This is a genomic window from Amycolatopsis sp. NPDC098790 (assembly GCF_044759945.1).
Taxonomy (GTDB): Bacteria; Actinomycetota; Actinomycetes; order Mycobacteriales; family Pseudonocardiaceae; genus Amycolatopsis.
The window spans coordinates 137,305-155,907 of the sequence record NZ_JBIWAI010000001.1 but is presented as its reverse complement, the minus strand read 5'-3'; the positions used below and the strand labels follow the sequence as shown (position 1 = coordinate 155,907).

20 protein-coding genes are annotated in these 18,603 nt (G+C 71.7%); 11 read left to right on the top strand and 9 right to left on the bottom strand.

Going from position 1 to position 18,603, the window contains the following annotated elements; all coding sequences use genetic code 11:
- The first annotated feature begins 3 nt into the window (after positions 1-3).
- From ACIQWX_RS00800 to ACIQWX_RS00785, 4 genes are all read left to right on the top strand, one after another.
- Entirely contained in the window at positions 4-594 is a 591-nt protein-coding gene (locus ACIQWX_RS00800) for a PH domain-containing protein (protein WP_400863761.1), read from the top strand.
- Positions 594-1,523 (top strand): hydroxymethylglutaryl-CoA lyase, encoded by a 930-nt coding sequence (locus tag ACIQWX_RS00795; RefSeq protein WP_400863759.1) that lies wholly within the window; start codon positions 594-596, stop codon positions 1,521-1,523. The genes ACIQWX_RS00800 and ACIQWX_RS00795 overlap by 1 nt, the downstream gene beginning before the upstream one ends.
- A 109-nt stretch (positions 1,524-1,632) precedes the next feature.
- On the top strand, positions 1,633-2,598 hold the full coding sequence (locus tag ACIQWX_RS00790; RefSeq protein WP_400863756.1) for a TNT domain-containing protein: 966 nt from the start codon (positions 1,633-1,635) through the stop codon (positions 2,596-2,598).
- Entirely contained in the window at positions 2,598-2,858 is a 261-nt protein-coding gene (locus ACIQWX_RS00785) for a hypothetical protein (RefSeq protein ID WP_003105220.1), read from the top strand. Before ACIQWX_RS00790 ends, ACIQWX_RS00785 begins: the two co-directional genes overlap by 1 nt.
- A 43-nt stretch (positions 2,859-2,901) precedes the next feature.
- On the opposite strand, the gene hisN is transcribed toward ACIQWX_RS00785, so the two are convergent.
- Positions 2,902-3,687 carry a histidinol-phosphatase gene (gene hisN / locus ACIQWX_RS00780; protein ID WP_400863753.1) on the bottom strand — a complete coding sequence of 262 codons (786 nt, stop codon included), beginning with the start codon at positions 3,685-3,687 and terminating at the stop codon, positions 2,902-2,904.
- A gap of 42 nt (positions 3,688-3,729) precedes the next feature.
- Here hisN and ACIQWX_RS00775 point away from each other — a divergent pair, with 42 nt between their 5' ends.
- Positions 3,730-4,425 carry a response regulator transcription factor gene (locus tag ACIQWX_RS00775; RefSeq protein ID WP_400869332.1) on the top strand — a complete coding sequence of 232 codons (696 nt, stop codon included), beginning with the start codon at positions 3,730-3,732 and terminating at the stop codon, positions 4,423-4,425.
- A 3-nt stretch (positions 4,426-4,428) separates the two neighbouring features.
- A complete protein-coding gene (locus tag ACIQWX_RS00770; protein WP_400863750.1) occupies positions 4,429-5,712 on the top strand; it encodes an ATP-binding protein in 1,284 nt (427 codons plus the stop codon).
- Here ACIQWX_RS00770 and ACIQWX_RS00765 read toward each other — a convergent pair.
- From ACIQWX_RS00765 to ACIQWX_RS00730, 8 genes are all read right to left on the bottom strand, one after another.
- Complete coding sequence (locus ACIQWX_RS00765; RefSeq protein ID WP_400863747.1) at positions 5,709-6,134, bottom strand: Pvc16 family protein; 426 nt, start codon at positions 6,132-6,134, stop codon at positions 5,709-5,711. The two genes, ACIQWX_RS00770 and ACIQWX_RS00765, sit on opposite strands and share 4 nt — an antisense overlap.
- Positions 6,135-6,137: 3 nt before the next feature.
- On the bottom strand, positions 6,138-6,770 hold the full coding sequence (locus tag ACIQWX_RS00760; RefSeq protein WP_400869330.1) for a response regulator transcription factor: 633 nt from the start codon (positions 6,768-6,770) through the stop codon (positions 6,138-6,140).
- A gap of 118 nt (positions 6,771-6,888) precedes the next feature.
- The gene (locus ACIQWX_RS00755) at positions 6,889-7,533 is read right to left on the bottom strand and encodes a response regulator (RefSeq protein ID WP_400863745.1); all 645 of its coding nucleotides are present in this window, start codon (positions 7,531-7,533) and stop codon (positions 6,889-6,891) included.
- 18 nt (positions 7,534-7,551) lie between these two features.
- Entirely contained in the window at positions 7,552-8,400 is an 849-nt protein-coding gene (locus ACIQWX_RS00750; protein WP_400863742.1) for an NAD(P)H-binding protein, read from the bottom strand.
- Complete coding sequence (locus tag ACIQWX_RS00745) at positions 8,397-9,698, bottom strand: MFS transporter (protein ID WP_400863739.1); 1,302 nt, start codon at positions 9,696-9,698, stop codon at positions 8,397-8,399. Before ACIQWX_RS00745 ends, ACIQWX_RS00750 begins: the two co-directional genes overlap by 4 nt.
- A 234-nt stretch (positions 9,699-9,932) precedes the next feature.
- On the bottom strand, positions 9,933-10,460 hold the full coding sequence (locus ACIQWX_RS00740) for a GtrA family protein (RefSeq protein ID WP_400863736.1): 528 nt from the start codon (positions 10,458-10,460) through the stop codon (positions 9,933-9,935).
- Positions 10,461-10,498: 38 nt separating this feature from the next.
- Positions 10,499-10,996, bottom strand: coding sequence for a GtrA family protein (locus ACIQWX_RS00735; RefSeq protein WP_400863733.1), 498 nt, complete (start codon positions 10,994-10,996; stop codon positions 10,499-10,501).
- Between the two features lie 10 nt (positions 10,997-11,006).
- A complete protein-coding gene (locus tag ACIQWX_RS00730; protein WP_400863730.1) occupies positions 11,007-13,181 on the bottom strand; it encodes a sigma-70 family RNA polymerase sigma factor in 2,175 nt (724 codons plus the stop codon).
- Between the two features lie 269 nt (positions 13,182-13,450).
- Between ACIQWX_RS00730 and ACIQWX_RS00725 the strand changes: the two genes are divergently transcribed.
- From ACIQWX_RS00725 to purE, 5 genes are all read left to right on the top strand, one after another.
- Positions 13,451-14,284, top strand: a complete 834-nt coding sequence (locus ACIQWX_RS00725; protein ID WP_400863728.1) for a GGDEF domain-containing protein — start codon at positions 13,451-13,453, stop codon at positions 14,282-14,284.
- 71 nt (positions 14,285-14,355) lie between these two features.
- Positions 14,356-15,705: a glycosyltransferase 87 family protein gene (locus ACIQWX_RS00720; RefSeq protein ID WP_400863725.1), complete on the top strand. Its 1,350-nt coding sequence runs from the start codon at positions 14,356-14,358 to the stop codon at positions 15,703-15,705.
- Positions 15,680-16,888 carry a glycosyltransferase 87 family protein gene (locus tag ACIQWX_RS00715; protein WP_400863723.1) on the top strand — a complete coding sequence of 403 codons (1,209 nt, stop codon included), beginning with the start codon at positions 15,680-15,682 and terminating at the stop codon, positions 16,886-16,888. The genes ACIQWX_RS00720 and ACIQWX_RS00715 overlap by 26 nt, the downstream gene beginning before the upstream one ends.
- Before the next feature lie 13 nt (positions 16,889-16,901).
- A complete protein-coding gene (locus tag ACIQWX_RS00710; protein WP_400863721.1) occupies positions 16,902-18,086 on the top strand; it encodes a 5-(carboxyamino)imidazole ribonucleotide synthase in 1,185 nt (394 codons plus the stop codon).
- A gap of 14 nt (positions 18,087-18,100) precedes the next feature.
- Entirely contained in the window at positions 18,101-18,598 is a 498-nt protein-coding gene (gene purE, locus ACIQWX_RS00705; protein ID WP_400863718.1) for a 5-(carboxyamino)imidazole ribonucleotide mutase, read from the top strand.
- Positions 18,599-18,603: the final 5 nt, after the last annotated feature.

The following is an 18,603-nucleotide window of genomic DNA, read 5'->3' as shown; positions in this document are numbered from 1 at the left end:
GCCGTGGCTTATCCGGACGATTTGCTCAGCGAGCAAGAGCACGTCGTGGTGCACAGTCACCCGCACTTCAAGATGCTGATCTTCCCGACGCTCGCGTTCCTGGTCACCCTGGGCGCCGGCATCTGGCTGGCGATCCTCGCGAAGGACGCCGGCTCGCCGTGGAACACGGTCGGGCTGATCGCCATCGGGGTCGTCGCCCTCGTGCTGATCGTGTGGCTGTTCCTGGCGCCGCTCGTCCGCTGGCGGACCACCCACTTCATCGTGACGACCGACCGCCTCATCGCCCGCGAGGGCGTGCTGAAGCGCACCGGCATCGACATCCCGATGGGCCGCATCAACAGCGTCCAGTTCGAGCACGGCCTGCTCGACCGGGTCTTCGGCTGCGGCACCCTGATCATCGAGTCGGCGTCGGACGAGCCGCTGCGGTTCGAGGACATCCCGCACGTCGAGAAGGTGCACACGGTCATCTACCGCGAGGTCAACGACAACCCGTACGACGACTACCGGCCGGGCACCCAGCAGCAGCAGCCCCAGCAGACCACGCCGCTGCCGCCCCAGGGCGGGCACCCGCCGCGCGGCGATCGACGCCGCTGATGGGCACGCGTGAACTGGGCCTGCCCGAGCGGGTCCCCTCCTCGAACGAACTGCCCGAGCGCGTGACGATCTGGGAGGTCGGCCCGCGGGATGGCCTGCAGAACGAGAAGACGATCGTCCCGGTCGAGGTCAAGCTGGAGTTCCTCGACCGGCTCGCGGGCGCGGGCCTGACGACGCTGGAGGCGACCAGCTTCGTGCACCCGAAGTGGGTGCCGCAGCTGGCCGACGCCGATCAGCTGCTCGCCGGCCTGGATCGTCGCGCGGGCGTCCGCTACCCCGTGCTGGTGCCGAACGAGAAGGGCCTCAACCGGGCCCTCGACGCCGGCGTCGAGCACATCGCGATCTTCGCCAGCGCGACCGAAACGTTCGCGCAGAAGAACTTGAACTCGACACTGGACGAGCAGTTCGCGATGTTCGAGCCGGTCGTGACGCGGGCGCGGGAGGCGGGCGTCGAGGTGCGCGGCTACCTCTCGATGTGCTTCGGCGACCCGTGGGAAGGCGCCGTGCCGGCCAAGCAGGTCGCCGACGCCGGCCGACGCCTGCTCGACATGGGGTGCTCGCAGCTTTCGCTGGGCGACACCATCGGCGTCGCGACCGCGGGCCAGGTGGAGAACCTGATCGGGCTGTTCGGCGATGTCGGTACTTTGGCCGTGCACTTCCACGACACCTACGGTCAGGCTCTCGCCAACACGCTCGCGGCGCTCCGATGTGGAGTGTCGACTGTGGACTCTTCGGCGGGCGGGCTCGGCGGCTGCCCGTACGCCGAGTCGGCGACCGGGAACCTGGCCACCGAAGACCTGGTGTGGATGCTCGACGGGCTGGGTATCGCTCACGGAGCCGACCTGGACGCGCTGGTGGCGGCCAGCACCTGGATGGCGGGACAGCTCGGCCGCCCGAGCCCGTCCCGCGTGGTCGCCGCGCTGAGCTGACCTCGCCCGCACCCGCGCCGGACAGGTGCGGTATCAAGGGGGACCGGCAGCACCGCGGCCGCGTCGAACGATGTGTGCCCGCGGGCACCGACCGAGCCGGAGGATGGGTGTGACCGAGCCTTCCGAGGCGGGCTCCGAACCGGTCGAGGCCGACCTCGACACGGGGCCGATCCGGCTGCCCGAATACGGGCCTGCGGATTCCGGTGCCTTCGAGGAGGCGCCGACCCCGCCCTCGGGCAACCCCGCGGCGTGGCCGCACGCGGTGTCGCCGCTGCTGCCGCCGTTCCCGCTGCCCCCGGCCCCGCCGGCTCCGGTGTCGGCTCCCGCACCGGTCGCGCCGCCACCGCCGGTCGCGGGCCCGCCGCTCAGCCCCGGTTCGCCGGCGCCGCTGCCGCCGCTCGGTTCGCCGCGCACGGAACGGGAAAGCGTTGTCGCCTTGTTCCTGGTGCACATGTTCCCGATCGGGCACCTGCCGGTGGCGATGGACAAGCCGGCGCTGCAGCTGCCGCTGCCCGACGACCCGGACGGCTTCGGCCCGAACGACCACCCGGACGCCCGGCTGATCTTCGACGACCAGGCGCTCACCAACGTCACCGCCGGGTTCCGCCGGTCGCCGACGGCGCCCTCGCGGCCGGTGCCCCGGCACCTGACCGACGGGTACGTGCCGTACGCCCACGCGACGCAGGCGGTGTGGATCCGCCGGTTCGTCGTCGGGCACAGCGAGCTCGGGCCCGAATACGCGTGGCCGCCGGGCGACTACTACCCCGAAGGCTGCGTCGACCACGGCGACCCGGTGATGGTCCCGATGAACATCGTGCTCGACCGCTTCGGCCCGGCGCACGGCCGCGTGTTCTTCGCCGACGGCACGCCCTTCGCGGAACGCTCGCTGCCGCCCGGGATGCTGGACGCCGAGTACCGCCGGTACGTCGTCGTGCGCGCGGTGCCGATGTGGCGCGCGGAGACCGCGAACTGGTTCGGCCAGGTCGGCGGGGGTACGCGGTACCGCTCGCTGCTGGCGGCCGACGAGCTCGTGACCCTCGGCTACCTCGCCGAGGCCAAGCAGGAAGAGGACTGATGAACACCCAGTCGATCCAGCGCTGGCTCGGCGTGCTGGGCGTGCCGCCGGAGGTCGTCTCGCTCGGCGCCGAAGTCGACAACGCCTGGTGCCTGATGCAGGGCGAGGACGAGGCGTGGGAGGTCTTCTGGCGGGAGCAGGGCAACCGCTACGACTGGGCGCGGTTCACCAGCGAACAGGTGGCGTGCCACTACCTCTTCGGCCGGCTGGCCTGGGCGCAGGTCGCCCGCGGCGCCGTCGGCCTGCTGCCCGGGTCGTGAGTGGGGAACAGGGTTAGAACACTGTTCCTCACTCACGACGGCTTCAGCGCTTGAGGATCGCCAAGGCGTCGTCGTGGAGGCGGCCGTTCGTCGACAGCGCGCTGCCGTTGTCGTACTTCGCCACGCCGTCGAGGTCGCTGAACCGCCCGCCCGCTTCGGTGACGATCACCTGCGCCGCCGCGACGTCCCACGGGTTCACGATGCACTCCGCCGCGACGTCCAGTGCTCCCTCGGCCACCAGCACGTGGTGCCAGAAGTCGCCGAACGCGCGGGTCTCCCAGCACGCGTCCACCAGACCGAGGTACTTCTCGCGCGAGTGGTACTCCGTCCACGAGTTCAAGTCCGTAGTGGACAGATAAGCGTCCGAAAGGGACGAAACCTTCGAAACCGACAGCTGTCGCGTCCCCGCGCTGTCGGAAGAAAACGCGCCCGCGCCCGAAGCCGCCCACCAGCGGCGGCCCAGCAGCGGCGCGCTGATCATGCCGACGACCGGGGCACCGTCCTCCACGAGGGCGATGAGGGTCGCCCAGACGGGTACACCTCGGAGGAAGTTCTTGGTGCCGTCGATCGGGTCGAGCACCCACGCCCGGCCGGTCGCCGCCGAGCCGCCGCGCTCCTCGCCGAGCACCGCGTCGTCCGGGCGTTCTTCCGTGAGCACGGCACGGATCGCGTCCTCCACCGCGGTGTCCGCGTCGGTCACCGGCGTGCGGTCGGGCTTGCGCTCCACCGCCAGGTCCAGGGCGCGGAACCGCGCCGTCGTGATCGCGTCGGCGGCGTCGGCCAGCCGGGTGGCGAGGGCCAGATCATCTTCGTAGCCAGGCACGGTCACGATGTTTTCACGCCCGCGCGCCGTAGAGTTGGCCAGGTGAGCATGGTCCTACTTGCCGAAGACGATCCGGCCATCGCCGAACCGCTCTCCCGCGCCCTCGAACGCGAGGGATACGAGATCCACGTCGTCACCGACGGCCCTTCGGTCCTCGACGCCACCGCCGCCCAGAAGGTCGACCTGCTCGTGCTCGACCTCGGGCTGCCCGGCATGGACGGGCTCGAGGTCTGCCGCCGCCTGCGCGCCAACGGCACCGAGCTGCCCGTCCTGATGCTCACCGCCCGGACCGACGAGGTCGACTTCGTCGTCGGCCTGGACGCGGGCGCCGACGACTACGTCGCCAAGCCGTTCCGGCTCGCCGAGCTGCTCGCCCGGATCCGCGCGCTGCTGCGCCGCCGGGTGCCCGAGGTGCTGGAGGCCGGCGGGGTGCGGATGGACCTCGGCGCGCGGCTGGTCACCGTCGACCTGCACGAGGTCCAGCTGGCGAACAAGGAGTTCGAGCTGCTGCGCGTCCTGATGAGCCGCGCCGGGCAGGTCGTCAGCCGCGACGAGATCCTCGCCGAGGTCTGGAACGACCTCGAGTCGAAGACGTCCAAGACCCTCGACATGCACATGTCGTGGCTGCGGCGGAAGCTCTCGATCGCCGCCGACGAAGCCGCCGGGCGCACCAGCAAGGCCCACGACGGCGAGCGGCGGATCGCGACCGTCCGCGGCGTCGGCTTCCGGTTCAACGCCGAATAAGCCGTGCGCCGCCGCATCCTGCTGGCCATCCTGCTGGCCGTCGCCGTCACCGCGGCGGTGCTCGGCATCCCGCTGGGCATCGTGGCGAGCTGGCAGATCGAGTCCAGCTACCGCGAGACGCTCGCCGAGAACGCCCGCGCGGCGGCGGCGATCCTCGACACCGAGATCGCCAACGGCCAGGCGATCGACCTCGACCAGGTGCGCGCGGCGGTCCCGGCGAACGGCCTGCTCACCGTGCAGGTCCCCAACCAGCAGGAGAAGCGCTACGGCAACGACCCCGGGCCCCGGACCGTGGCCGAGACGGCCGACCTGGCCCGCGACGGCAAGGTCGCGATCGCCGTCCCGGCCGGTCCGATGCACGAGCGCCAGACGACCGTGACGCTGGTCGTCGTGCTGCTGGTGCTGCTGTCGGTCGGCACCGGCGCGGTGGTCGCCATCGCGACGGCCCGGCGGCTCGCGAAGCCCCTGCGGCACGTGGCCGAACGCGCGTCCCGCCTCGGCGGCGGCGACTTCCGGCCCGACCCGAGCCGCTACGGCGTCGGTGAGCTCGACATGGTCGCCGAGGCACTGGACGCGTCGGGCACGGCGCTCGCCCAGCTCGTGCAGCGGGAGCGCCAGCTCGTCGGCGACGTCTCGCACCAGCTGCGCAGCCGGCTGACGGCGTTGCAGCTGCGTCTGGAACCGCTGACCGTGCACCCGGACGAAGAGGTGGCCGACGAGTCGAAGGCCGCCCAGGAACAGGCCGACCGGCTCGCCGAGGCGTTGGACGAGCTGCTGGCGGCGGCCCGTGCCGCGCGCGAGGTCGGCGCGGAGCCGGTGGACCTGCCCCACCAGCTGCCCGAGATGGCGCAGGAGTGGCGCGAGCTGCTCCGCGCGGAAGGCCGCAACCTCCGGATGCGGGTGGCCGACGGCCTGATGGCCCGCGCGACCCCGGGGCGCCTGCGCGAGGTGGTCGGGGTGCTGCTGGACAACGCCCTGCGCCACGGTTCGGGCACGGTCACGGTGGCCGCCCGCCGCGGCGACGCCGAGGGCACGGTCGTGATCGAGGTCAGCGACACCGGTTCCGGCGTGCCGGACGAGCTGGCCCCGCACATCTTCGAGCGCGGCTTCTCGGGCGGCGGGTCGACCGGCGTCGGGCTGGCACTGGCGCGTGCCCTCGTGGAAGCGGACGGCGGCCGGCTGGAGCTGTCGAACCGGCGGCCGGCGGTGTTCAGCCTCTTCCTCAAGGTGCCGCGGCCGAGTGACGTGCCCGAGGTGCGGTGGCCCGCGGAGCGCGTCCCGCGTTAGTCGGCGTCGGCCGTGACGAGCAGGACGAACGCGGCTCGCGCAGGCATGCCCAGGCTCGTCCACAGTCCCGTCGGATCCGTTGCGGCCAAGGACATCCGCACTGGGGAAGCGCTTTCCGCGGGCAGCTGCCCGGCGTCGAGGACTGCGTGCAGCGCCGCGTCGAGCAGGGCGTGTTCGTCCTGGACCGCCCCGGCCCGCGCCGTGACGAGGTAGGAAAGCGCGCAGCGCCGGGCCACGCGCTTCCCTTCCCCCTCGTTTCCCTCCCCGACGGCGTCGCGCAGCGCGAAGAGGAACAGCTCCACGCTCCGCACCTGCGACTCCGTCTGCCAGGCCGGTTTCGGCGGGTCGAGCCGGATCTGCGTCCCCGACGGCAAGCGGGGCCGCAGCAGCCGGCACAGTGCCTCGTCGACCTGGGCGATCATGGGTCAGATCAACCCTTCACGCAGTGCGTACGCGACCGCGTGCGATCGGTTGCGCAGCTGGAACCGGTTGGTCACGTCGTGCAGGATGCTCTTCACCGTGCGCTGCGAGTAGCACAGCTGGTCGGCGATCTCCTGCGTCGAGTACCCCGCCGCGACGAGCCGCAGCACCTCGGTCTCCCGGTTGCTCATCCCGCCCAGGTGCAGGCCACGCGGCTGGAGCACCTGGCGCTGCAGGCGGGACACCCGGCTCAGCAGCCGGCCGAGCAGGTCGGGCGGCAGCGCGCCCTCCCCGGCCGCGGCCGCCTTGATCAGCCGGACGAGCACCTCCGGCCCGGCGTCGGCGCGGCGGGCGACCGCGCAGACCCCGTGCTCGACGGCGTTGAGGATTTCGTTGTCGTCGACCTCGCCCGCGACCAGCACGATGCGGGTGAAGCCCTGGTGGTGCAGCGCGGACAGCAGCTGGGTCATCGTCTCGTCGAGCCGGTCGGCGACCAGCAGTGCGACCATGGCCGAGTCGGCCGCCTCCCCGTCGACCACCCGGACTTCGTCGCGCGAACGCAGCGCCATGCAGACGCCGTTGTGCAGGATCGGATCGGTGGCGCGGACCACCACCGGCGTCCTGTCGGATTCGAACATCGTCACCCATTCCCCTCGAACGGTGCGAGGGTTTCCACCCCTCACCCTTCCCACAGTGCCCGGAAAGGTGTCCCGAGCGCATGGGACCGGCGTCCCGAATTGCCCGGTGGGGTGCCCGTCAGGACCGGCCGAGTCCCGCGTCGCGGGCCCGGACGATCGCTTCCGCGCGGTCGGCGACGTGCAGTTTCGCGAAAACGTTCGAAATGTGGTTACGGACGGTTTTCGGGCTCAGGCAGAGAGTGTTCGCGATGACGCCGTTGCTGTGCCCGGCCGCGATGAGGGACAGGACCTCGCGCTCGCGCCCGGTCAGCTCCGGGAACACCGGCTCGCTCGTGGGCGGCGGCTGGTTGAAGAAGCCGAGCACGCGGTTCGCGATGTCGGGGCCGAAGATGGCCTCCCGCCGGGCGACGGCCTGGACGGCGCGGATGATCTCGTCCGGCTCGGCGTCCTTGAGCAGGTAGCCGCGGGCACCGGCGCGCATCGCCGCGAAGACCGACTCGCTTTCGTCGGCCATCGTCAGCATCAGCACGCCGGTGTCCGGGCTCACGGCCGCGATGTGCCGGGTCGCCTGGATCCCGGACAGGTCGGGCAGGTGCAGGTCCATGACCGCGACGTCGGGCAGCAGCGCGCCCGCGGCCTCGATCGCCGCGGCGCCGCTGGCCGCCTCGCCCACGATTTCGATCTCGGGCTCGGCGTCCAGCAGCGTGCACACGCCGAACCGGAACAACGGGTGGTCGTCCACGACGAGCACGCGCAGACCCATCCGGTCACCTCCCCGCTGTCACCCCCCGTAATGGTAGGTGAAGGCGGCCGCGTTCTCACGTGCCCATTTCGCGAAGGTCAGCGGCGGCCGGCCGAGCAGGCGCCCGACGGTGTCGAAGACGATGTGTTCGTGCGCGGCGGATTCCCTTTTCAGGGCGAAGAACCCGTCGACGGCCGCGGCGGGCCAGCCGAATCGGCGCACCATGCGTTCCCGCGCGGCGGTTTCCGGTTCTTCGACGAATTCAACCGGACGGCCGATCGCGTCGGCGAGGATCGCGACCTGCTGTCCGGTGGTGAGGGCTTCGCCGCCGGTGAGCTCGTAGGTCGCGCCTTCGTGGCCGGACGTCGTGAGGGCGAGCGTCGCGACCGCGGCGATGTCCCGGACGTGGACCAGCGCGGAGGCGGGGTCGCCTTCGGGCACGTACACGGCGTTCTCGTCGCGGATCGAGCCGAGCCAGGCGAACCGGTTGTCCATGAACGCGCCGGGCCGCAGGATCGTCCAGGCGGGACCGGCTTCGCGGACCGCCTGCTCGGCTTCGGCGTGGGCGCGGGTGATCGGGTCCGTCTGTCCGAAGTGGACACCGGTGGTGGACAGCTTGACGAGGTGGGTGACGCCGGCCCGCGCGGCCGCTTCGGCGACGGCGCTTTCGCGGTGAGCGCCTTGGGTGAGCACGAAAACGCGGTCCGCGCCGTCGAACAGCGCGGGCAGATTGGCGGTGTCGAGGTCGGCTTGCACGACTTCGGCGCGCGGATCGATGCGGGCCTTGGCCGGGTCGCGGGTCAGCGCGCGGACGGCGGCGCCGGCGTCCAGCAGGGCGGGGACGAGGGCGCGGCCGACCTTGCCGGTGGCGCCGAGGACGAAGATCATCGGGAGTTTCCTGTCTTGAGCGGGACGTGGGGGAGCGCGAACGCCGTGACGAGGGCGAGCGCGAGGACCGGCAGCAGGGCGAGGAAGACGCCGTGGGTGCCGGCGGAGTAGGCGAAGCCGAGCGCGACCGGGCCGAGGCTCGAGCCGAGCGCGCGGGCGAGGTTGACGCCGGCGGCGACCGCGCCACGGTCTTCGGGTGGCGCGGTGTTCTGCGTGGCGAGGGCCAGGACCTGCAGATTGAGCCCGGCCGCGAGGCCGAAGACGACCAGGCAGGCGACGATCGCCGGGAGTGTTTTCACGGTGAGCAGGCCGAGGACGGCGAGCAGTCCGAGCGCCATGCTGAGCCGCGGGGCCCAGCGGTAGTGGCCGGTGCGGGTGATGACCTTGCTCGCGACGACGGAGGACGCGGCCACGGCGAGCGTCATGGGTGCGAGCAGGAGCCCGCCTTCGGCCGGTCCGGCGTCTTGCTGGAGGAGGACGGCGATGTAGTTGACCGAGCCGAGGAAGGCGAACCCGGCGAACACGCTGAGCACGACGGAGACGGTGAACGTCCGGTCTCTGAAGAGTCTCAGCGGCAGGACCGGAGCTTCGGCCTTGCGTTCGACGAGCACGAACAAGACGGCCGCGACGGCACCGAGCGCGACCGACCACGGCGTGAGCAGGGTGAACCCGGTGATGGCGCCGCCGAGCAGGACGACGCCGGCGAAGTCGAAGGGCGCTTCCCGCCGTCGTCTCGGCAGGTCGAGTTTCCGCAGAAGTGCGACGGCGACCAGGCCGAGCGGCAGGTTGACGAGGAAGATCGACCGCCACCCGGCGACACCGGTGAGCAGCCCGCCAGCCACGGGCCCGGCGAGCGACGCGACGGCGAAGCAGATCGAGAACCACCCGAAGTACTTCGCGCCTTCGCGGGGCGAGAACATCTCGCCGAGCGAAGCACCGACGGAGACGAAGAGGCCCCCGGAGCCGGCGCCCTGCAGAACCCGCCCGGCGATCAGCGTCGCGGCCGACGGCGCGAGCCCGCAGGCGAGCGAACCGAGCAGGAACAGGGCGAGCGCGCCGAGGAGCACGCGCTTGCGGCCGAAGACGTCGCCGAGCTTGCCGTAGAGGGGAGCGGTGACGCTCCCGGCGAGCAGGTAGGCGGTGGTGACCCAGGCGTAGGTCCCGGTGGTGCCGAAGTCGGCGGCGATCCGGGGGAGCGCGGTGGCGACGACCTGGGCGTCGAGCATCGCGAGGAAGACGGACAGGAAAAGCCCGGCAAGGGCTGGTTTTTGAGCGCGTTGCAGCGCGGTGGTGCTCAAGAAATTGTCCTTGTTTCGTCAGGGGGGACGAGAGATGCGGACGCGCGTTGACGCACGTCCCGTCGAGCCGGGAAAAGGTTCCATCGTCACCCGCGGAGCAGGTGCGACCTCTTCGCGCTCGGAAACCACCTCGAATCGTCCCGCTCGCCCGGCCGAACCCGGACGGCGTCCTCACGAAGGAACACTGACGAAGATGACTGTAGACAACTACATGTCAGAAGACAACTAGTTTCTCTAGTGCAGGCGGGTCACGTCGCCGCTGTCGCGTCGACGTTCGCCCAGCTCGTCCGGGAACACCCACTTCTTGAACCCCCAGAAGCGGAAGAACATCGCCAGCAGCATGCCGATGATCGACCCGCTCGCGAAGTCCGCGACCTCCTGCACCAGCCGCGTCACGTGCGGGACCTCCAAGTCCAGCACGTACCGGGACACGTACAGCGGGATCAGGTTCACCACGACGGCGATCCCGCTGATCACGAAGAACAGCGCGGCCTCGTGGTGACGCTCGCGGCCACCCCTGGTGCGGAACGACCACTCGCGGTTGAGGATGTACGACACGATCGTCGCGACGATGATCGCGATCGCCTTCGCCGTGGTCGGTTTCGACTCCAGGACCGACAGCTTCAGGAAGTACCAGACGCCGTTGTCGACCAGGAACGTCGTGCCGCCCACGATCGCGAACTTCAGCAGCTCCCGGTGCTTGATCAGCACCGAACGCAGTGGTTCCGGCGTGCGCTTGAGCACGGTTTCCACAACGGTCACACCACGCAGTCTAGGAGCACACCGCGTTGACCTGTGGTTCAGGCGGCCTTGCGGTCCTGAATGTCCGGATCTTCCGCGACCTCCACCACCCGCGCACCCTCGTCCGGGAACACCCACTTCTTGAACGCCCACCAGCGGAACACCGTGCCCAGCAGCGTGCCGATGACGATCCCGCTGACGAAGTCGGCCACTTCGACGCCGAACGGCGACAGCCGCGGCGCCTGCAGGTCCAGCACGTACCTCGAGAACCACTGCGGCAGCGCGTTCAGGCCCAGCGCGATGCCGCTGAACAGGAAGAACAGCGCTGCTTCGTGCGTCCGCTCGCGGCCGCCGCGGGTGCGGAACGACCACTCGCGGTTGGCGACGTACGAGAAGATCGTCGCGACGAGGACGCCGACGATCAGCGCCGTCACCGGGTGGGTCCGCAGCACGGTGAACTTCAAGCCGTAGTTGACGGACATCGTGATCACGAAGCTGATCCCGCCGACGACGGCGAAGCGGAGGAGCTCGCGATGCTTCTTCAGCAGCTCGCGCACCGCGCGGACGCTACCCGGTCAGCCAGCCGAATCCCTTCTCGGGGGTGACGGTCGGCGGCTGGTTGCCCGGCTTGGTGCCCGGCCGCGGCGGCGCGCTGGTCGTGGTCGACGACGTCGGCGGCTCGACCGTCGGCTCGGTCTCGCTCGTCGTGGTCGGCGGCGTTGACGTGGGCTTCGGCGAGGTCGGTTTCGGCTTGGTCGGCGTCGTCGAAGACGGTGTCGGCGACGGCAGCGGGTCCTTGCCGCACCAGTGGTGGTAGCAGCCGAAGTCGATCGTCACCGGCGCCGCGGACGCCTTGCCGAGCTTCGCGCCGATCGTGACGCGCCCGTCGTCGGGACGGCCCTTCAGCCGCACCCACAGGTTGACGTGCTGGCCGGGGGCGACCGCGCTCTTCGTCGTGCAGGACGCGCCGTCGGACGTCGTCGTGCAGGGGAAGCCGCGCAGGCTCCACCACTGCCACAGCGGGTGGTCGAAGGTGACCGTGACCGGCCGGGTCGTCTCGCCGGTGTTGCGGACCCGCACGTAGACCAGCGGGTTGCGGGTCCACGGGAACGCCGAGAGCCCGTCGCCCTGCGCTTCGAGGACCACCGCGTCCGGCGGCTGCTTCACGGTGACCTTGACGCTCACCGAGACGTTGATCTGCAAGCCGGCGGTGACCGAGCCGGTCACCGTGCCGCCTTGGGCGTCCTCGTCGGCCTGGAGCCGGAAGTTGAGCGTCGCGGTCTGGCCGGGCTCCAGGCCGGTGCCCGTCTTGCAGGTCACCGTGCCCTCGCCGCCGGGGCAGTTCACCGAGATCGGGGCGCCGCCCTGGGCGAACGCCATCGGCGCGCCGCCGCCACCGGCGTCGACCGCGTGCACGCCCGGGGGCAGCTTCAGCGCGACAGCCACCGGCTCGGACGGGCTGCCGCCGTCGTTGCGGACGGTGATCGGCACGTTCGTCGCCGAGCCGGGGCTGAGCTCGACGCCGTCCGGCGGGGCCGTCGCGGACATCGACGGCGGCGCCGGGGCGGGCGGGGCCGGAGGCGGCGGGGCCGGCGCGGGCGGCTCGACCGCGGGCGGCGGGGGCTCGACCGCCGGCGCCACGGGCGGGGGCGGCGGCTGCGGCGGCGCGGGCGGGGCTGGCGGCACGGGCTTCGGCGGCGCCGGCGGCTCGACGGGCTGGACCGCGGGCGGCGGCTGCTGGGCCGCGACGGGGATCTCCTGCGTCCCCCCGCCGGCGGTGAGCGCGATGACGACGGCCGCGACGATCGCCGTGCCCGAGGCCGCGACGCCGGCGAACTGGCGGGGTCCCGCGGCGGCGGCTCCCGCGGCCGCGCCTGCCTTGCCCCCGGCCGCGGCGGCGCCGACGGCCGCCACGCCCGCGGTGGCCGCGCTCGCCTTCGCCGCGCCGATGGTCGCGAGGTAGCCGAGCGCCGCGCCGCCCAGGACGATCGGGGCGACGATCGCGCGCAGCCCGCCGTTGACGTCGGCGAGTTCCGCGGCCAGCGCGCGGCAGTTGTCGCATTCGTCGAGGTGGTTCTCGACCTGGTTGCGTTCGCGTTTCGACAGGCCGTCGCGGGTCCACGCGCCGAGCCGCTCGGCGCACGCGCGGCAGCGTTCCTCGGCGTTCTCCTGCAGGTGGACCTGCAGGTACGCCTGGCGCAGCCCCTCGCGGGCGCGGTAGGCGAGCGCCGAGACGCCGTTCGCGGTCAAGCCCAGCAGTGGCGCGACCTCGGCCGGGCTCTGCTGCTCGATCTCGGTGTGCCAGAGCACCGCTTGCCAGCGTTCGGGCAGCCGTGCGAACGCCTTGGCGGCCATCGTCCGCTCGAGCCCGGCGACGGCGGTGTCGGAGAACTGCACGGTGAGCGCCTCGGAGGGCACGTCGGCCATGTCCTCGTTGAGGTCGACCCGGCGTTCCTTGCGCGTGCGGTCGTACGCGGTGTGACGCAGCGCAGTCAGCAGGTACGCCCGGAAGGCTGTGTCCGGCCCCTTGCCACCACGGAGAGTGTCCAGCACCTTCGAGAACGCCTCGGACACCAAGTCGTCGGCTTCGGAGCTCGAACGGGCCAGCTGACGAGCGAGGTTGTGCGCCGCTCCGGTGTGGCGTTCGTAGAGCGGCCCGTACGACTCGATCTTCCCGGCGCGGACCTCGGCGATCAGTTCGGCGTCACTCTTTCCGCTGAGATCGGCGGGAACGGTGGACACGGCACTCCTCGGTCGGCTAGGGCCAGGACCTGCCATTACAGGCCGGTCCGGGGCGCGAGACAAGTGTGACTGACCCACCCCGGGCCGTCACGCGGTGGTCGGGGTGTTGACTCCGTCGGCGGAGCAAAATCACCCATCCCCGGGTCGCGCCGTGGAAAAGCTTCTTAACAAAACTCACGAGTACGCGTCACGGGATCCGGTGGGGCACGTCCTCACCGTGAAGCACCGAGCAAGATCGACACGGACCGGATGAAAGGGACAGGGGGCCAGTGGACGTTCCGGCTACGCGTTCCGGTCCCGGTGACGCTCCGCCCGCCGACCGCGCCCTGCTCGCGCTCCGGGCCCGCTGGCGCACGGCCAGCCTGGCCGCGGGCTGGCGCTTCCCCAGCGACTGGGCCCTGCCCGAGGTCGACGCCGTCTGCGCGGCGGTGCTGGCCAAGGGCCGCGCCGAAGCCGCCGAGACCGCGTTGGCCGGGCTGGCGAGGGCGCGGGCGGCGGCCGGCGCCGGCCTCGCGGAAACCCTCACCGACCTGGCCGCGCTGCACGCGGTGCTCGGCCACGGCGAGGACGGCTTCGTCTCCCCGGACGTCGACGCCACCCCGTCCCGGCTGCTCCGGACCACCGCGCTGGCCTGGGCCGACGTCGCCACCGACCAGCTCGTGCACACCGAGGTCACCGACCCGCTGACCGGCCTGCCCTCGGCCGCCTACCTGCGCACCCGGCTCGCCGAGGTCTACCAGGCCGCGGCGGCGCGTGAGCGGCCCGCCGCCGAGGACCACGTCCTGCTGGTCGTCTCGCTCGACCTCAGCGCGGTCGCCGGGTTCCCGCGGCTGACCGGGATGATCCTGGTCGCCGACGCGCTGCGGGCGGTCTTCGACAGCGGGCAGAGCGTCGCTTCGCTGGGACCGTCCGTAGTCGCCGCGCTGGTCCCGAAGGACGAGAAGGTCGCTTCGGACGGCGTCGCGCTGCGAAGGGCGTTGCACGAGCGGCTGTCGGTCGACTCGCAGCTGGCCGACGCGGGCCGGCCGCGGGTGTCGGCCGTGCGCCTGCCCGCCACCCACGAAATGGCCTGCGACCTGCTGGCACGTCTCGCCAGGGTGTAGAACGCGCGAAAAGTCCGGTTCCGCCCGGACCCTTCTGACCCGGATCGCGCGGCTCATGATTTCCTGGTGAGGTGACCCGGACCGTACCCACCGACGTCGACGGCCCAGTCGCGGCCAGACCGCAGCACCGCCTGGCCCTGCGCAAGTCACTCGCCCGCCTGTCCGTCCGCCCGCGGTCGATCCTGATCCTCGCGGTGATCCCGCTGGTCGCGATCGGGTACGGCATCTGGGGCTGGCAGCACGACTGGGTGCTGGGCGTCGACAGCGCCGTCTACCGCGCCGGTGCCCTCACGCTGCTGCACGGCGACTCCCTCTACGACGCGAACACGCTGGCCCCCGAACCGTGGTGGGCGCTGCTGCCGTTCACCTACCCGCCGACGGCCGCACTGATCTTCGTGCCGCTCGCCGCGTTCCCGACGCAGATCTCGTGGGGCCTGATCACCGCGATCTCGCTGGCGGCGATGGCCCTGTCGATCCGGATCGCGATCGGCGCGCTGCCCCGACCGGCCTCCGACGGCCCGCGCTGGTGGGCCTCGCCCGCCCGCTCGACCATCGTGTTCTTCCTGGTCTTCCTCGGCCTCGAGCCGGTGTGGCGGACGATCTTCCTCGGCCAGATCAACCTGGTCCTGATGGCCATGATCATGCTGGACATGCTGGTCATCGGCGCGCGGGGGAGCCGCTGGGGTGGTGTGCTGGTCGGCGTCGCGGCGGCGATCAAGCTGACGCCGCTGGTGTTCCTCGGGCACCTGTTCGTCACCGGCCGCCGGATGGACGCGATCCGCGGCTTCGCGACGTTCCTCGTGCTGCAGGGGCTGATGTTCCTGATCAACTCCCACGACGCGGCCAAGTACTGGACCGTGACGCTGCCGGACACCGGCCGGATCGGCCCGGTGCACTGGGCGGGCAACCAGTCGCTGAACGCGCTGATGAACCGGGCCACCGACCTCGCGCCGTGGGCGTCGAAGGCGGCGATGGGCATCGGGTTCCTGCTCGCCATCCCGGCGCTGTGGCTGCTGATCCGCTTCCACCGCAAGGGCCAGGCGCTGGCGGCGCTACTCGTCACGGCGTTCTGGACGCTGCTGATCTCGCCGATCTCGTGGACCCACCACTGGGTGTGGGTCATCCCGCTGATCGTGCTGCTGGTCTCGCGGCTGCCGAAGACCACGCCGAAGACGGCGTGGCGGCGCTGGGTCGGGACCGGGGCGGTGGCGTTCGTGTTCGTCAGCTGCGTGCTGCTGATCCTGCCGAACGGCCGCAACGTCGAGCTGCACTGGAAGGTGTGGCAGAACGTGCTGGGGGACGCCTACATCCTGATGCCGGTCGTGCTGGCCGCGGCGCTGATCCTGCGCTGGGGCCTGCAGCGGCGGGCCAGGAAGAAGGCGGCTTCGGACGAGCATGTCGACGTCGCGACCCGCGTCTGAGGCGCGCGCCGGCCGCTTCTTCGCCGGCGGGATCGCGCTGCTGGTACTGGCCTTCGGGGTCGTCGTCTGGCTGGCCGGGTGGCACCTGGGCGCGGACAGCGCCGTCTACCGCGCCGGTGCGTTGACGCTGGTGCACGGCGATCCGCTGTACACGCGGGACGTGCTGACCGCGCTGCCGGACTGGGTGCGGCTGCCCTTCACCTACACCCCGGCAGCCGCGCCGCTGTTCCTGCCGCTCGCCCTCGTGCCGTCCGGCCTGGTCTGGGGCGTGATCGCGTTTTTGTCGGTGGTCGCCCTTATCGTCGTCATCACGGTGGTTTCGTCGCCGCCGGGGCGTGCATCCCTTCTGGGAAGAAGGTGGTGGGCGCTGCCGGCGGGAACGGCCATCGCTCTGGTCCTGGAACCGGTGTGGAAGACGCTGTTCCTGGGTCAGATCAACTTGATACTGATGGCGTTCGTGGTGCTGGACGTCCTGGTGCTGTCCGCGCGGGGGTCGCGGTGGGCGGGCGTGCTGATCGGCGTGGCGGCGGCGATCAAGCTGACCCCGCTGATCTTCGTGCCGCACCTGTTCTTCACGGGCCGGTGGAAGGACGGGCTGCGGGCCCTGGGCACGTTCGTGGCGCTCGAAGCGGTGATGTTCGCGGTCATCCCGGTCGACGCGGCGCGGTTCTGGCGGGATTCGGCGACCGACCCGAGCCGGGTCGGGTCGGTGCACTGGATCTTCAACCAGTCGCTCAACGGGCTGGTCAACCGTGCTTCGGGGCTGGCCTCCTGGTCGCTGGTGGTGGCGGTCGGGATCGCGGCGGTGCTCGCCGTGCCCGCGGTGTGGCTGGTCGTGCGGCTGCACCGGCGCGGCGAGGACGCGGGCGCGCTGCTGGTGACGGCGTTCTACGGGCTGCTGCTGTCGCCCGTGTCGTGGTCGCACCACTGGGTCTGGTGCGTGCCGTTGCTCACGCTGCTGGTGGTGAAGGCGCGGTGGCGGTGGGCGGCGGCGGTCGGCCTGCTGTTCGTCTCGCAGATCGTGATGCTGGTGCCCAACGGCGGCGACACGGAATTCGGCTGGGGCCTGGGCTGGTCGGTCCTCGGCAACGTCTACGTGCTCGCGGCGGCGGGCGGGATCCTCGGGCTGGCGGCGCGTGAGCTTCGCCTGGTCCGGCGGTCACCGCAGGTCGTCGCCGTCTAGGCTGATCGGCGCTATGGACAAACACACCGGTCTGCCCGTCGTGGGCATGGTGGGCGGCGGCCAGCTGGCCCGGATGACCCACCAGGCGGCGATCTCCCTCGGCCAGTCGCTGCGCGTGCTCGCCGCGAGCGAGAACGAAGCGGCGGGGCTCGTCGCGGGTGACGTGGTGCTGGGCCACCACACCGACCTCGACGCGCTGCGGAAGTTCGCGGCGTCGGTCGACGTGCTCACGTTCGACCACGAGCACGTGCCGGGCGAGCACCTGCTGACGCTGGCGATGGAGGGCTACGCGATCCGGCCGGCGCCGTCGGCGCTGGGCTTCGCGCAGAACAAGCTGGTGATGCGCGAGATGATGGCCGGCCTCGGCGTGCCGGGTCCCGCGTTCGCCGAGGTGTCCACTGTGGATGACGTGGTGGCTTTCGGCGGCGAGCACGGCTGGCCGGTGGTGCTCAAGGCGTCGTCCGGTGGCTACGACGGCCGCGGCGTCTGGATGCTCGACACCGCGCAGCACGCCCGCGAGACCGTGCCGGAGCTGCTTGAAGCGGGCACGCCGCTGTTGGTGGAGGAGAAGGTGGCGATGCGGCGGGAGCTGGCCGCGCTCGTCGCCCGCTCGCCCTTCGGCCAGGGCGCGGCGTACCCCGTGGTCGAGACGGTGCAGTCCAGCGGCATCAACACCGAGGTGCTGGCGCCGGCCCCTGGGCTGTCCGACTCGCGCGTGCACGAGGCCCAGGACCTGGCGCTGCGGATCGCGTCGACGCTGGACGTCACCGGGCTGCTCGCGGTCGAGCTGTTCGAGACCGACACCGGGCTGCTGGTGAACGAGCTGGCGATGCGCCCGCACAACTCCGGGCACTGGACGATGGACGGCTCGCGCACGTCCCAGTTCGAGCAGCACCTGCGTGCGGTGCTCGACTACCCGCTGGGCCGGACGGACCTGATCGCGCCGGCGTGCGTGATGGCGAACGTGCTGGGCGCGCCGGAGCTGCCGAAGATGGGGCCGGACGAGCGGCTGCACCACCTGTTCGCGCGGTACCCCGAGGTCCGGGTGCACCTGTACGGCAAGCAGGAGCGCCCGGGGCGCAAGCTCGGGCACGTCAACTTCACCGGCGAGCGCATGGACGACCTGCGCAACCGCGCGCTGCTTTCGGCGCACTGGCTGTCCCACGCCGTCTGGCTCGACGGCTACGAGATCCACTGACGGGAGTATCGGGTATGGCGCCGCAGGTGGGCGTGATCATGGGCAGCGACTCGGACTGGCCGGTGCTGGAAGCGGCCGGTGCGGCGCTGGACGAGTTCGGCGTCGAGTACGAGGTGGGCGTGTATTCGGCGCACCGCACCCCGCAGCGCATGCTGGACTACGCGACGTCGGCGGTGGCGCGCGGCATCCGCGTGATCATCGCGGGCGCGGGCGGCGCGGCCCACCTCCCGGGCATGGTGGCCTCGGCGACGGTGCTCCCGGTGATCGGCGTCCCGGTCCCGCTGAAGTACCTGGACGGACTGGACTCGCTGCTGTCGATCGTCCAGATGCCGGCGGGCGTGCCGGTGGCCACGGTGTCGGTGGGCGGCGCGCGCAACGCGGGCCTGCTGGCGGTCCGCATCCTGGCGGCGTCCGACGAGGGGCTGCGGTCGAAGATGGCCAAGTTCCAGCAGGACCTGGAGAAGCTGGTCCTGGACAAGGACGCGGCCCTGCGCGCCAAGGCCGGCAAGTAGGCGGA

Bases quoted from the DNA above. Each gene is read 5' to 3' on its own strand.
- ACIQWX_RS00795 (WP_400863759.1), top strand. From the start codon at position 594: ATGGGCACGCGTGAACTGGGCCTGCCCGAGCGGGTCCCCTCCTCGAAC.
- ACIQWX_RS00785 (WP_003105220.1), top strand. From the start codon at position 2,598: ATGAACACCCAGTCGATCCAGCGCTGGCTCGGCGTGCTGGGCGTGCCG.
- ACIQWX_RS00775 (WP_400869332.1), top strand. From the start codon at position 3,730: ATGGTCCTACTTGCCGAAGACGATCCGGCCATCGCCGAACCGCTCTCC.
- ACIQWX_RS00765 (WP_400863747.1), bottom strand. From the start codon at position 6,134: ATGATCGCCCAGGTCGACGAGGCACTGTGCCGGCTGCTGCGGCCCCGC.
- ACIQWX_RS00760 (WP_400869330.1), bottom strand. From the start codon at position 6,770: ATGTTCGAATCCGACAGGACGCCGGTGGTGGTCCGCGCCACCGATCCG.
- ACIQWX_RS00755 (WP_400863745.1), bottom strand. From the start codon at position 7,533: ATGGGTCTGCGCGTGCTCGTCGTGGACGACCACCCGTTGTTCCGGTTC.
- ACIQWX_RS00750 (WP_400863742.1), bottom strand. From the start codon at position 8,400: ATGATCTTCGTCCTCGGCGCCACCGGCAAGGTCGGCCGCGCCCTCGTC.
- ACIQWX_RS00715 (WP_400863723.1), top strand. From the start codon at position 15,680: ATGTCGACGTCGCGACCCGCGTCTGAGGCGCGCGCCGGCCGCTTCTTC.
- ACIQWX_RS00710 (WP_400863721.1), top strand. From the start codon at position 16,902: ATGGACAAACACACCGGTCTGCCCGTCGTGGGCATGGTGGGCGGCGGC.
- purE (WP_400863718.1), top strand. From the start codon at position 18,101: ATGGCGCCGCAGGTGGGCGTGATCATGGGCAGCGACTCGGACTGGCCG.